At 38.5% G+C, this 14,642-nt stretch carries 9 protein-coding genes; 6 read left to right on the forward strand and 3 right to left on the reverse strand.

Annotated features, from left to right (window positions below):
• Positions 1–100: 100 nt before the first annotated feature.
• A complete protein-coding gene (locus tag PLA12_04480; GenBank protein ID HOQ31755.1) occupies positions 101–1,267 on the forward strand; it encodes a thiolase family protein in 1,167 nt (388 codons plus the stop codon).
• Positions 1,268–1,361: 94 nt separating this feature from the next.
• Here the strand turns inward: PLA12_04480 and PLA12_04485 are convergent, their stop codons facing one another.
• From PLA12_04485 to PLA12_04495, 3 genes are read right to left on the reverse strand one after another with little or no spacing between them, the layout of a single operon-like run.
• Entirely contained in the window at positions 1,362–2,867 is a 1,506-nt protein-coding gene (locus PLA12_04485; protein ID HOQ31756.1) for an alkaline phosphatase family protein, read from the reverse strand.
• A gap of 8 nt (positions 2,868–2,875) precedes the next feature.
• A complete protein-coding gene (locus PLA12_04490; protein HOQ31757.1) occupies positions 2,876–5,338 on the reverse strand; it encodes a hypothetical protein in 2,463 nt (820 codons plus the stop codon).
• Between the two features lie 13 nt (positions 5,339–5,351).
• Entirely contained in the window at positions 5,352–6,251 is a 900-nt protein-coding gene (locus tag PLA12_04495) for a hypothetical protein (protein HOQ31758.1), read from the reverse strand.
• A gap of 129 nt (positions 6,252–6,380) precedes the next feature.
• Here PLA12_04495 and PLA12_04500 point away from each other — a divergent pair, with 129 nt between their 5' ends.
• The 5 genes from PLA12_04500 (at position 6,381) to PLA12_04520 (ending at position 14,558) form a co-directional block, all read left to right on the forward strand.
• Complete coding sequence (locus PLA12_04500) at positions 6,381–7,493, forward strand: aldo/keto reductase (GenBank protein ID HOQ31759.1); 1,113 nt, start codon at positions 6,381–6,383, stop codon at positions 7,491–7,493.
• Between the two features lie 446 nt (positions 7,494–7,939).
• On the forward strand, positions 7,940–8,968 hold the full coding sequence (locus PLA12_04505; protein HOQ31760.1) for an FAD:protein FMN transferase: 1,029 nt from the start codon (positions 7,940–7,942) through the stop codon (positions 8,966–8,968).
• Positions 8,969–8,970: 2 nt separating this feature from the next.
• Entirely contained in the window at positions 8,971–10,428 is a 1,458-nt protein-coding gene (locus PLA12_04510; protein ID HOQ31761.1) for a Gfo/Idh/MocA family oxidoreductase, read from the forward strand.
• 70 nt (positions 10,429–10,498) lie between these two features.
• Complete coding sequence (locus tag PLA12_04515; protein ID HOQ31762.1) at positions 10,499–13,939, forward strand: formate dehydrogenase subunit gamma; 3,441 nt, start codon at positions 10,499–10,501, stop codon at positions 13,937–13,939.
• Between the two features lie 58 nt (positions 13,940–13,997).
• Positions 13,998–14,558 carry a flavodoxin family protein gene (locus PLA12_04520; GenBank protein ID HOQ31763.1) on the forward strand — a complete coding sequence of 187 codons (561 nt, stop codon included), beginning with the start codon at positions 13,998–14,000 and terminating at the stop codon, positions 14,556–14,558.
• Positions 14,559–14,642: the final 84 nt, after the last annotated feature.

The following is a 14,642-nucleotide window of genomic DNA, read 5'->3' on the forward strand; positions in this document are numbered from 1 at the left end:
GTCTTTGTGGAACAGAAAAGACACAGCAAAGAATTCAACACATGTTAACCACAGGTAAACCGTTACGGAATTAACCTTAAAGTTGTAAGGAGGATTATATATGGAAAAAGCATATATTGTAGCAGCATGTAGGACTGCCGTAGGCAAATCAAAGAAAGGGAGTGCCATTGCACATGTCCGCCCGGATGATTTATTAGCGGCAGTATTAAAAGAAGTTGTGAAGCGTTCTGGTATTCCAGCCGAGCGATTTCAGGATTGTATCATCGGCTGTGCGTTCCCTGAAGCCGAAGCAGGGATGAATGTCGGTCGTATTGGTTTGTTAATTGCTGGTGTGCCAGACACTATCTCTGGCGAGACCGTAAATCGTTTTTGCTCTTCGGGATTGGATACGATGGCAATTCTTTCTTCGAAAATTGAGTGCAATATGGTAGATGTAGGTATTGCGGGTGGTGTGGAATCCATGAGTGTGATTCCAATGGGCGGAAACAAAACCTGTCCGAACCCCCGCCTGATTCGTGCAAATCCGCGTGCCTATACCTCTATGGGACAATGTGCAGACAATGTTGCTAATGATTTTGGTATTACCCGCGAAGAATGCGACCAGTGGGCTTTGCGTAGCAATCAATTAGCGGTTAAAGCGATTCAAGAAGGTAAGTTCAAAGAAGAAATTGTTCTCATAGAAGTAAAAGGTTTGGATGGTAAAACCTTTATCTTTGATACAGATGAAGGTCCTCGTCCCGATACAACACTTGAAGGATTAGCCAAGTTGAAATTAGCATTTCAGGGTCCCGCAGGAAAAGGTGTTACAACCGCAGGAAATGCAAGTCAAACCAGTTGCGGTGCGGCTGCAACAGTAATTGTGAGTGAGGATATTGTCAAAGAATTCAACTTAAAACCGCTGGCACGGTTAAGGGGATACGCCGTTGGCGCTGGGGACCCGGGATACTTAGGACCTGCTCAAATTCCTGCAATTCAAGAAGCATGTCGTCAGGCAGGAATTAAACTAGAAGACATTGGTTTAATAGAGTGTAACGAGGCGTTTGCTTCTCAGACACTTTATGTTATTAAGACCCTTGGTTTAAATCCGGATATAATAAATGTCAATGGTGGTGCGATTGCTCTTGGACATCCGTTGGGTTGCACCGGTGCAAAACTTGCCTGCACATTGATATATGAAATGCGCCGTCGTGGCGTGAAATGGGGACTTGAAACGATGTGTATTGGTGGTGGTATGGGTGCTGCTGGTGTCTTTGAATTGTGTGAATAGTTAATACCTAAAAGTCCTTGATTGCCTTCAACCTTTGCCTCGTGTTACGGGGCAAAGGTTGATTTTTTGAAGGTTTAAATAAGCAAGTCGAGAGCTATTCGTCATAAGGTCTTAATGGCCTTGCCCAGCGTTCCATACGCCAATCAGCATTTTTTATTCTCCAGCGTAAAAGTAATGATAGATAATGGGGTATGAGATGTCGGTATTTTTCATCCGCTGCTAAATTATTTAATTCTCCATGAGGAGAAGAAATATCGAAAAGTCGAGGTGATAATTTTTCCTCTCCAAAAAAGACACATTTATATTTTGTATCGCGAACCGCACAAATTAGGCACTTTTCCGCTTCTGTTTTCTCCTGTTCTTCCGGAGTAAGATGGTAGTAATAGTAATACTCGTAAAATAGAGCCTTACGATTGATGGCAGGTATATCATTATGAATACGAGGCAATAAATTTTCCCCCTGAAAAAGAGGATAATTGGGGATATTAAGGTAATTGCAGATTGTAGGTGCTATGTCAATTAATTCGACCAAGTCGTTTATTACCTGTCCCCGAGTAGCATGGGCTTGTTCGGATGGGTCGTGGATTATCAGGGGCACATGATAGGCACTATCAAAATAATGACATTTTCCTGTTAGGAAGTGGTCTCCGAGATGTTCTCCATGGTCAGAAGTAAAGATGAGCAAAGTGTTGTCCCACAAATTATGAGACTTTAAGTAATCAAATAATATTCCTAAATTGAAATCCAATTCGGTTATCATGCCGTAATAAGCAGAACGAAAATCTTGTAGATGTGTTGGGTTAATAAGAGAATTGCAAGTATCTTTCCCTAATCGTTTGAAGTAGGGGTCGTTTTGGTAGTAATTCAAATCGGCTCGTATAGGAGGAGGAAATAAAGTGTCTCTATAAAGTTTAAGGTATAGGTCAGAACATAAATTGGGACTATGAGGTTTTATATAGTTTAAACATAAGAACCAAGGGGTATCTTTTTGACTGTCAATATATTCAATTGCTTTTTCTGTAATGAACCTGCATTCACTATGTTCTGATTTATATCGAGCGGGATAATATTCCGGGAGATGTGCTCCGGGTCCTTCTGGAGGAACATCAGGCTGGCACATATATTCACGATTACACAGTTCTTTGGGATACCCTTTTTCTCTTAGATAGGCATACCATTCAGGTGAATCATATTCATGTTGGAATAAATGATCGAACCCGGGTAAGGCATATTCGTAACTTAATGAAGAACGATGAGGATGATGGGGAGGAAGAATACTTGGGTCTTTGGCATAATCATTGTAGCCAATTAAAGTAGGATTGTAGCCGTAATTTTTCAAATAAAAAGCGATGTTTTCTTCAGCACAGCGTAAAGGGGTCTTATTCCAGACACACCCGTGGGAAAACATGTATCGCCCCGTAAACATACACATACGAGTGGGTGCACAGGGAGTTGCCTGAGCGAAGCAGTTGGAGAAAACAGCACTTTCTTCGCATAGGTTGTCTAAATTCGGTGTTTTTATAATGGGATTTCCTAAATAGCCAATACAATCGGCCCTGAATTCATCACTAATTATCCAAAGAACATTAAATGAGGACATAGACTTCCTTAATAAATTATTTCCCAAAGATGTTTCATAATTCCCTTGTTTTGAATTTGGTTATATTCATAAATTTTTTGCAAAGTTCCTTCTTCATCTTCCATTACTTCACAAGTTTCTATGAGGAGGTTCCAAGCAGGGAGATAGTAAGGGAAACTTTTTATGGCTTCCTCGAGCCTGTTATTTGCTTCTTCCACTTTCCCATTATCAAACAATTGTTCTGCTTCTAATGTAAGTAGTCGTGAGAGTTCGTAATAGTTACTAATTTCTTGGCTTGGAATAGAAATGGCTTGTCGAATCATTTCTATTGCCTGGGAAATTTCTCCTTCGTCTTCATAAATGAAAGAAAGAAAGTTAAAGGGGAAAGGGGAAGTCGGTTTGTCATTTACAATCTCGACAAGGATTTTTTTGTATTCATCAATTTTCCCCGATTTTTTGGAAGTCTGATAAACAAAGTTAAAACTGTCCCATGACCATTGAGATTTCTGTAATATGGATTTCCATTCCTGAAATTTTGTATCAGAAGATAAAGCGGGATTTTTTTCTATAAGGAAACATTGAGGCAGTGCCTTTTTCGTTCTGGAATTAAATGGACTGGAGATAATTTTATTACTTAATATAGTTGCTTCGTTCCAATCCTCTTTCAAGATTGCGTATTTGAGCTTATATTCTGAAATGTCGAGGAAAGCATAATTCTGTTGGAATTTTTGGAGCACATTATCCAACTGAGGATATTTTTTACAATTCAAATAAAAGTCAATGGCAAGGTAATAATAATTTACATTGTTTTCTTTATCTTTTAATAACTTTTCTATTGTCTCTGTTCCTTGTCGAAAAGCTCCTAATATTTTCAAGGTTTCTAAATATTTTATTATAAGTCCCTTAGTTTTATTTTCATCTTTAAAAAAATCGAAATGATGTATGAGGTACTCCATAGTAGAAAAATTAAAATTTCTAGGGGAAAAAGACTCTTTTTTAAAAGAATCAGGTAAGAATCTTTTTTGCATGAGAAGCAAAAAATCAGTCATATCTTTTACTTGACCAGTATCTAAATAATGGAGCAAATGATTGAAATCAGGATTAATCATAAGAAATTTTCCGGGAAATTCATTTTCATTGGATGGAATACCTAAAAGTAATTTTGCTTCGTCATAAGCAAGAATTGGCATAGTATTGAAATTTGTGATATCGGTGAGAGAAAGAGTAGTTGCGTGTTTTATAATACTCTTTAAATAGACATTAGCAGTCAAATAGGCTCCGTAGAAATTAAAATGACATGAATCAATAAACATTTCATTTCCTGGAGCACTTGCAAATGCATTGAAAGCGAGTTCTTGCTCGACAGGCACGAGAAAAACTCTTTTAGACTCTCCATACTCTTTCGTGATTTTTTCTATAGTATCGTTTATAAATTGTTTCGCACGGACAAAGCCAAATCCGTCTTTCTCCCTTGCCTCAATAAAGTTTTTTCGGGCTTCTTTATAATTTTTTTCTGCAATAAAACACCAACCCAACAGAAAGTAAGATAGTGCCGGGGAATTGTCAATATCAATTGCTTTCTTAAAATCCTCTTTTGCTTCTTCAATGTTGTTTCCTAAAAGTTTTTCTATCCCATCGTTAATCTGAGAATCCCATTGAGATACCTGCTCCATGCTAATGTTGGGTTTAAACCAGGAATCTTTGGGAGGCCAGTCGCGGAGATTAGAAGCCATCGTCCCTACGAATACCGGTATTCTTCGGTTTGTAAATGTATCTATAATAGCCTTGAGATTTTTTTCAAAATAATTATTCACTTTGGTCAAGTTGGGATTATCGAAACGAATTAGGTTAGAGGAAGTAAAGGGTTTTTTTAGAAAAGAGGAAATTCGTTTTAGATTTTGTGTGAGGAAAAGATTTTGGAGTTGAATTTGTAGTTGAACAAGCCAGGGAGGTTGAAGAATGGAATTTTTAAAATCATGAAGCAGACCAAAAGTGCCATGGACCTCATTATTGCCCATGTAAATTAATACTATATCGGGCTGTAAAAAGAGGCTGTTTTGTGCAACATAGCGTAATACATGGGAGTTGATTCCGGCGAAGCATAAACTAAAAACTTCCCAATGGTATTGGGGATACATTTGATTTAACATGGCTTCTAGAAATTTCCCGAATCCATACTTTGCATCAGGCCAGCCCAATGCAGCAGACTCACCAAAAACAAAGATGCGGATAGTGCCTTGGGGTTTAGGAAGTCGAATAGATGTGATATAGGGTTCAAATTCGCCCGGATCAACGGGATGTTCAAAAAACTGTTGGTAGAAATCGAGATTCTTGGTATATACCTTCCCTTGTTCCGTTATATGTTCGACCCATGGAGAAAGGTCTCTTCCCCACCCTTCATAGCGTAAAAACAGTTCTATGCCTGAAAGTAAAAGTAGAGGGATAACAACATAGAAAAGAAAAGATTTTAAAAGGAGCCTTATTAAGTTCATATAAGTGTTTTAATTACTTACTTGTATCTGCTTTTGTTTTTTCTATGAAACACAATTTTATTTTGGAATATATGGCTTTTAGTTCTGGAATATTACCATCAGGCAACCATAAGCCAATAATTCGATTTTTATATAAGGTGGCAATTGCGGTTTCGGAAGCGGGAGCCATGATTTGGATTTCTTCCTGCTCTGTTTGATATTCAGCACCCATTTCATCCAGATAATTTTTATAATTCTCCCAACCCTTTTTTGCTGTTTCATTATTATCGAACAATATTATAAATGCTGTGGCATTGCCCTTGCTTGTTTTGAACAAAGCAGTTATACCGCGTGGAAAGAAGTTCTGTGCCAGAACATCTTTGGCTAAATAGCATTCGCTTCTTTCAATTTTCTCAGGAATATTGAGACATTCTAATTCGGGAGAATTGAGTTTTTCTGAGGGTAAAAGTTGAGATATAACTTTTCCAAAAAGTTTAAGGGGCGATGATGAATTTTGTAATTGAATACCGGACAACTTAATAAAGTATTGTGATTGATAGAAAATCGCTTGATTTTGTCCTATTGTTCCGTCATTCCCATAAGGAAAAATTTCTTTGTCTCGGTTCCGATGGACAGAATAGATACCAAAGGCGTCTAATGGTGTTTTCATCTGGTAAATTTGTATTTCAATTTCCTCGTCCGGTTGGTTCTTATTTTTATAAAACACAACGGTTAATTTTTGAAAATTATAGGGGAGATAACGGTCGGCATCGCCATCAATGTAATCAAACAAATTTTCAGGACCAAATTCTAATACTTTGGTATCCTTATACCAATTTTCGATGGTTTCGGGTAGTTTATCTTGAATGAGTAATATTGAATTGCTACCCAAACAAAAAAATAGGAACACTGTTATTAGAAGTATATTAACCATAAAAGTAAACCCTATAATTAAAAAATCATGAACATTTTGTTTATAATATAAGTAAAGGGTGTTTTATTTCATCTTTTAATGGTGGAATTTTCCCTTTGTTATATACGCTGGAACGAAAGGAGTATTTTTATGCTTTATAAGGAATATGGCAAAACAGGTTTGAAAGTATCACGATTAGGTATGGGAGGTATGCGATTTGAGGAACCATATAAGACAGAAAAGATGGCAGAGGTTCTTATCCGTGCGTATGAATTGGGGATTAACTTTTTTGATACGGCTCCTTCTTATTGTGAAGACCAAAGCGAGATAATCTATGGATATGCTTTCAGGCAGATGCAAAAGCCAAGAAATAGTTTTGTTGTATGTTCAAAAACAATGGCGGATAATCCGAAAGAGATACGCGAAGCCTGTATGCGTAGTTTAGACCGATTGGGATTAGACTATATTGATATTTATTATGTATGGTGTTTGGTTCATCCAGAAGATTTGCCCAAACGGAAGAAAAATGGCGTTTTGGATGGATTTCGACAATTAAAAGAAGAGGGATTAATCAAGCATATTTGCGTATCTACCCATCTGGAGCATGGAAAGATAGCAGAGATGTTAGACCAGGGAGAGGGATTTTTCGAGGGAATTTTAATTGGATTGAATGCTGTTAATTTTTCACTTCGTTATCCGGGTGCCGTAGAAGCACATAAGCGGGGTATGGGAGTGGTTACCATGAATAGCCTGGGAGGTGGAATAATAACCCAATATCCGGAACGGTTTTCATTCTTGATTCGAGAAGGAGATAAAAGTATTCTGGACGCTGCCATCCGATTTAATTTGTCTTTGCCAGAGATTACAGTGGCTTTGGTTGGTTTTCGGAATGTGCAAGATGTAGACAGTGCTGTGGAAAGTGTTAAACGATTCCAGCAAATGAAAATGGAAGAGATAGAATTGTTACAAAAACACATAGCCGAGGTACAGCATGATTTCTGTACCCAATGCGGTTATTGTGAAGAAGGATGTCCTGCGGAAATACCGATTGTGCGGTTAATGGATAGTTATAACTATCGGTTGCTTTTTGGACCAGAAAAAGCAATGGACCACTTAAAATGGCATTGGTGGACTGAAGACATTCGTGAAATTGTAAGTAAATGTACTCAATGTCGTCAATGTGAAGAAGAATGCACCCAAAACCTTCCTATCCTTGACCGTTTTAAACAACTATGTGAAGATTATGAAAAAATGAAGAAATAATCTCAATTTATTTTGAAGGTTACGATTTTCCATGATGGAAGAAGGTACAAAAGATTTTCTTAGGTTTTTTTACTGATAAGATAGTGGAAACAAAATATATTGAATCTTGTATTAATTGGTAGGTTCATCTTTCCAATAAGTGGTATATGAAAGAGTATAGGTTTTTCATTTGAAGAAAATATCAGTTTTAGATAGATTATTGGTATTGTTCATAGAATAGTTATGTTATGTGCGTAGAGATTATTTATGATGTTGCAAAAAGATACGCATGTTATGTAAAGATAAATAACCTTGATAAGAAATCGAATGGTTAAGTTTTCTTGCAACAGGAGCATAATTCGTAGTAATATTATATAAACTGAATTTATTGTTTTATGCGGCGTTATATATAGGATTGATTCCTTTTACTATCTTGAATTCGTTTTTTAAATAAAGGTTTTTTTCTTTTGAAAAAATTTTTATCTACGATAATTGTCTATCTTTTTGTTATTACCCTATCTATTTCTGTATATGGGGAGGCATTAAAACCTGTAACTATCCGTTTTCCTGCAATGGGAACGGAGTTTGTGTTTATTATCTATCCTCCATCCGAAGGTATGCTTGAAGAAGATATTCGTAATTTATGTGAGCCTGCTATTAATGCTATTTATAATCTTGAGAAACATATCAGTCATTACTTGCCTGACAATGACCTTGCACGATTAAATCAATCAGCTGGTTCAGGTGTTCTTAAAGTGAACAATGACCTTTTAGAGGTTATCCGTTGTTCAAAACAATATTGGGAACGAACGGATGGAGCCTTCGACCCGAGTATAGGTCCTTTATTAGACCTGTGGGGATTTTATAGAAAAAATAGAGATGACCTTCCTTCGGATGATGAAATTTCTGAAGCACTAAAGAAAGTAGGTATGGATAAAGTAATCATTAATGAGAATGAGCAATCTGTGGGATTGACCGTTCCCGGAATGCGTCTTGATTTTGGTGGAATAGGAAAAGGACTGGCTTTGGACCGTGCAAAGACGATACTAAAAGAACAGGGGATAAAATCGGGTATATTGCACTCAGGGACAAGTTCTATTGTTGCAATTGGTACACCTCCTAATCAGGCAGGTTGGAAAATAGGTATCCGTTCGCCTTATAATAAAAAGGAAACAATCGAAGAATTTTTAATTAATGACGAATCACTTTCTACCTCTTCCGTTTCCGAACAATTTTTGGAACGGAAAGGTAAAAAGTATGGTCATATATTTAACCCGAAAACAGGTCGTCCTGTAGATAATAATATTGTGAGTGCAACTGTTATTTGTAAAACAGCAATAGAAAGTGACGCCTTAAGCACCTCGTTTTTTGTGCTTGGTGTTGATGAAACACAGGAGTATTGTAAAAAATTCCCAAATGTGAAAGTTTTTCTTGTGTCCGAAAGTAATAATAAATTAGATAAACAATATATTAACCTTAAACAAAGCGAGGAATAGCCATGAAATCCAATGTCTCTCGTAGAAATTTTATCAAAACAGCAAGCACTGCCACAGGACTTTTAGTAATGGCAGGAAAAGCCCCGTTCTCCTATGCCCTCAACGACAAGGTGAAGGTTGGTTGTATTGGTTGTGGTGGACAAGGAAGTTATCATATTAAAGATGGTCTGATGGGTGCATCCGATATTGTCATCACTGCGGTATGTGATGCTTATGGTCCCCATCAACGGTTAGCCGTGCAATTAGCCCAGATTTCAAATGCAGGCATAGCACTGGAACCCGGGCAAGGACTAACTGAGGAGCAACGGCAAAAGGCTCTGGCTGCTTTTAAGCCGAAGAGTTATTATGATTATCGGGAAATGTTAGAGAAAGAAGAACTGGACGCTGTTGTTATTGCCACTCCACTTCATACGCACTATCAAATAACCATGGATAGTTTGAGTGCTGGCAAATATGTATTTTGTGAAAAGACGATGTGTTATGAAATTGAACAAGCGCGGGATGTCGTAAAGAAATGTCACGAAACAGGCAAATGGGTTCAGGTAGGACATCAACGGAGATACAATCCTTTGTATAATAAAGCCTTAATGATGATTTGGGAGGAAGGGACTATTGGGCGAATTGTTCATATAGATGCCCAATGGCACCGTAATAATGATTGGCGCCGTCCGATTAACAAAGACCATAAACTCAACTCTCAAGAAGCACGCTTTATTAAAGATTTAGAACGATATATGAACTGGCGTTTGTATAAGGAATCCTCTCGTGGTTTGTTAACGGAATTGGCAACTCACCAATTGGATATCGTAGCCTGGTTCTTAGATGCCATGCCCAAACGAGTTTATGGTTGCGGTAGTTTAGATTACTGGAGAGATGGTCGCGAAATTCATGACAGTATAAATATGATTTATGAATTTGATATTACCCCTGAGAATCGTGGTTATCGGGCTATCAACGCTCGTAGTAGTTATCAAGATAAAATGGCAATCAATCAGCCTTATACAGTCCAGCTGGCATATTCCAGTATTACTGCTAATGCGAAGAAAGGATGTAATGAATTAATACAAGGAGATGAAGGGACTATTGAATTGAGCGAAGAAGGCGGCAGTTTCTATCCCGAAGCAACATCGAAAGTCTCTTGGGGTGAATCGGGCAGTGCCGAACAAACAGCGACAGTTATCACTTCCGGTGGGACTTTGAAGTTGAGCAATAAAGCCCTGCAAGAAGGCAAACCGATTGTTGTAGATAATACGCGTTCCGTTGACCAACTTCAATTTATGCGTTTTGCAAAAGATATAAAAGAAGGTGGCGTTCCGAAGGCGAATCAGATGGTCGGATTACGGGCTACCATTATGGCTCTTTCGGGTTATCAGGCAATAGAGGAAAAGCGGATGGTGGAAATAGACCCGGCTCTCTATACATTCGATTTTCCAACCCCTGACCCATCAACGGTTAGTTAATATTATAAATTTTTATAGAAATAGATTAAAGCAATAAAATTATAAACATATAAAAAGAGAAAGTGATGCCATGAGCAAATCGTGGAGAAGATGTATTCCATTATTAGTATTCACTTTAGGTTTTCTGCCTGTCCTTCCTATTTCGGCAAAGGATTCAACGGAACCTTTACAAAACATTATAGAAAATTATGATAAATATATAGGAAGAGACCTTGTAATTAATAATCGTGCTCCTAACGCAAAAGTCATTCGCACTCTCCCACTTTCGTGCCCTCCCTTCCATTTAAGGGATAAAAACGGGGATATTATCGACCCTACAAAAAATGCAGATGGGACACCTGTTGACCCAAATCTACCGGTTCAACAACAAGGAATTCCCAGAGCGGTAAGCACGAAACAAACCTGTGGAGCTTGCCATCCTTATGACCGAATTACTCATGGCTATCATTTTCAGATGGGAAGAGATGAACTTTATCCGCCTACAGACCCTAATAGTGGAATTCCTAAGGATAAAAGCCCAGGCTTCTTCGGGAAATGGCTCTCACTATATCAGCGGGAATTGGTTGGAAAACATTTTGAAAATCCCGAACAGGTAGATATGACTCCTTTTGACTGGATTGTGAGTTGTGGAGTATGTCATCCGGGTGGTGGACCTGCTGAATATGACCGTTCTGGAAAAAATTATGCAACGGTTAAAAAAACGAGTCCTTTGACAGGGTCTTTTGGTGATGGAGATTACCATGAATCTCCCTGGGAAAAGACAGGTGTGATTGAAGCAGATTGTTTCATTTGCCACCTTGAAGATTATGAATATTCCCTCCGTGCTCAACAGATTAAAAAGTGGAATTTTGAATATGCCGCGACTGCGGCTGCAGGATTTGGTTATGTTTGGGGTTCAACGATTGATGGACAACAACCCAAAGTTTACTATAACAAGAGCCTTTTCCGTGCTGATGGAACGGTTCACTTGCATATTCGCCGTCCAACGGACCGTCAATGTATGTTCTGCCATGATATGTCCAGTGTTCAAAAACGCGGAATTTCATGGCATTCTCCGTATATGCAGGATGTTCATACAGAACAAGGTTTGAAATGTATTGATTGTCACCACGGAGATATTCGCCATAATTTTGCTAAGGGAAGTTCTTCCATACAAACGGTTCGCGATGATTTGGACAATACAACTTTATCTTGTAAGCAGTGTCATGAGAATCAGGAGAAAGGGGCGCCTTATCCTGAACATAAAGGGCTACCTCTACTTCATCTGGAGCGGATAGATTGCACCGCATGCCATATAACACATCGTCCCTTCTTGCCTGTATCCATTATTGACCCATTGACAGGTAAAGCAATGACCTTACCTGAAATTCAGGATATGACTTATTGGGGAGCCTTTGAGTTCGGTGGTTTCTGGGGTTGGTCGCGTAGTAGAGACGATGCGAACCTTATCTTTCCCTATACAAAAGAACAATTACAGCAAGCCAAGGAATATATTATTTCCAGCGAAGATAATATCCGTAAACTGTATAAAGAAGCATTTTTGACAGAACTACCCGAAGGAAATATTAAAGTTGCCGATTTCGTCCAGCAAAAACAGGGACTTGAGAACTCCGAAGCCCGTGGATTAATGCTAATTACATTATCCCAATTAGTTCGTCCTGCAAAAGAAGCCTTTCCTGTTGTCGTTTTCCGCAATCAAGCCTATTCCTATGATGCCGGACAAATACGAGAGTTAAAAGCAACTCCACAACCAAAACGCCCCGGGGCAACCATTATAGAATCTTCATTTGATTTAGGAAGAAGTAAAACCGACGGAAAAATCTATGCTCAAAATACGCAGGTTTCTGCATATTGGGTTTATCTTGAAAAAGAGGAAGTTCGTCCCGTATTGCTTAAAGATATGAAGAAGGCTTATGATTGGTTAACATCAGAGGAATATAGTTTCCGTCTTTATCCAGCACAACCTCAGAATGGACAGGCTTCCCCGGCACTTCCGGAAAATCCTCTCAAGCAGGCACAACAGACACCTACAACGGAAAATACAGGAGCATTACAAGCACAAGTGCCAGCACCCGCCGATACAGCAGACCGAAAAATGACAGCCGAAGAAGCCCGTCAAATAGCAGATATGGAAGAAAAACTGAAATCTGCTATACAGGAAAAAGTAAAAGTATATTCTGCCTCAGATACTCGACCCTTAAAAATTTATGATGATAACAATGATACCTTCCCGGAGGTAAATACGCAGGAAGAAATAGGATTGTTTGCCTGGGCTCTTAAACAGAATGTCCCATCGCTACGCGATAAGGATTTGTATTATCTGAGAGGGACAACTGTTTTCCGCGTTAATGTCAAAGGTGGAGATAATCCCTATGACTGTGAATTTTTAGATATGGACCGTATTGGTGAGAATAAACCTTTCATTGCAATTACAAGATACGAACAGAAAGAGGAACCCGGTGAATATAGTTGGGATAAACCTAAACAAGTCTGGAAACCTGTGGAAATGCGGCTTTGTTCGCCCTATGAAGCAGAAATTGTCCCGATTGACCCCAAAGCATACCCATCAATTATGGCTATGGCAAAGCCATTAGAATGGACTGTTTCTCACGGTGTAGAACCAGCGACTCGTGCGTATGGTGCCAAAGGCTGCACGGATTGCCACTCTGAAAATTCTTCATTCTTTATGGGTAGTATGCTTGTAGACCCATTCTCAGAAAATGGCACTCCAAAATATGTTCCTCTATGGAGTGTTTTAGGTTATGATATTTCTAACTTAAAGTTAGGTGCATGGCGTGAAGGCGTATTGAAAAAATATGCTCCATGGATAGTACTTATACAATTGTTACTAATCCTTATCCATTATGTTCTTATCGGTAGAAAAGAAGGTACTCCTGTTGGAAAACCGAATGTCCTTCGTTTTCGCGGCTATGAACGGATAGCTCATGCAATCGCTATGATTAGTGTTACATTCCTGGCGATTACAGGGTTCTTCTTCCTCTTGGGGCAATACGACCCCTTAGGACCGTGGGCAAGAGTATGGCATACATGGTTCGGCTATGTAGCCTGTGCTGGTGTTGTCTTTATCTTCTTATCCTGGGTAGCCTTTATGTTCCCTGCCAAAGGAGATTTTAGTTGGTTGTTGAAAGCCGGCGGTTATTTAGGCGGTGTTAAAGGACATGTTCCAGCGGGTAAATTTAATGCGGGACAGAAAATCCTGTTCTGGTTAGCCATACTCGCGTCAGGGACTTGTGGAGTAACGGGGGTTGTTATGGCATTAAATCGTGGTGCTCACTTTACAAATCAGGAGATATACTATACCATTCACGATATATCAGCACTTGTTATGATACTGGTACTCATTGCTCATATTTATTTGGCTGCTTTCGTTGTCCCTCATAGTCTACGGGCTATTTTCGGTGGGAAAGTAAGTGATATATGGGCCAAAGAACATCATTCGCTCTGGGCTTTTACTGTTATTGATGATAAACACAATTCATCAGAACACTAATTCCCCTCACAATTAAATCGTATAATATTATTTTCTAAATTAACATGAGGAGTAGAGTATGAAAATCCTGTCTTTATTGGGAAGTCCTAAAAAGAATGGAAATACAGCCTATGCGTTAAACTACCTCGAAGAACAACTAAAAAAACAAAATCATGAGGTAAAACATGTTTATGTTTCTTCCTTATCCATTGAGGGATGTAGAGAATGTTATTGGTGCAAACAGGAAGGGAACTTTTTGTGCTGTAATAACGACGATGCAATTCCTATCTTAAAAGAAATGATTGATGCGGACGCTATTATCTTTTCTGCACCAACTTTTTGTTGGGGATTTCCTGCTCAAATGAAAGCCCTTCTTGACCGTATGTTTTGCCTAATTTCATGGAAGGAAGGGGATACAGAAAGTCAATCCCTACTGGCAGGGAAAACCATGGCACTTATTGTAACCGCTGGTGGTGAAGTAAAAAATAATGCAGAACTATTGGGAATAGCCTTTAACAACATGATTGAATTTATGAATGGTAAGTCTGCAGGAATTGTTTACATTGCTCCCTGTGAAGGTATCCATTCTATCAATGATACAATTAAACAACAATTAGATGAATTATCTAAAAATTTCTAATCCCTTCTATTACAAAGTAGCACTTGTAATATTCTGAAAATATTACTTTATTAATTATGTTTTTCTAAAAAAGACTTTAAAAGA

The organism is Candidatus Hydrogenedens sp. (assembly GCA_035378955.1).
Taxonomy (GTDB): domain Bacteria; phylum Hydrogenedentota; class Hydrogenedentia; order Hydrogenedentales; family Hydrogenedentaceae; genus Hydrogenedens.

Coding starts and splice junctions, on each gene's coding strand:
- PLA12_04480 (HOQ31755.1), top strand. CDS start 101: ATGGAAAAAGCATATATTGTAGCAGCATGTAGGACTGCCGTAGGCAAA.
- PLA12_04485 (HOQ31756.1), bottom strand. CDS start 2,867: ATGTCCTCATTTAATGTTCTTTGGATAATTAGTGATGAATTCAGGGCC.
- PLA12_04490 (HOQ31757.1), bottom strand. CDS start 5,338: ATGAACTTAATAAGGCTCCTTTTAAAATCTTTTCTTTTCTATGTTGTT.
- PLA12_04495 (HOQ31758.1), bottom strand. CDS start 6,251: ATGGTTAATATACTTCTAATAACAGTGTTCCTATTTTTTTGTTTGGGT.
- PLA12_04500 (HOQ31759.1), top strand. CDS start 6,381: ATGCTTTATAAGGAATATGGCAAAACAGGTTTGAAAGTATCACGATTA.
- PLA12_04510 (HOQ31761.1), top strand. CDS start 8,971: ATGAAATCCAATGTCTCTCGTAGAAATTTTATCAAAACAGCAAGCACT.
- PLA12_04515 (HOQ31762.1), top strand. CDS start 10,499: ATGAGCAAATCGTGGAGAAGATGTATTCCATTATTAGTATTCACTTTA.
- PLA12_04520 (HOQ31763.1), top strand. CDS start 13,998: ATGAAAATCCTGTCTTTATTGGGAAGTCCTAAAAAGAATGGAAATACA.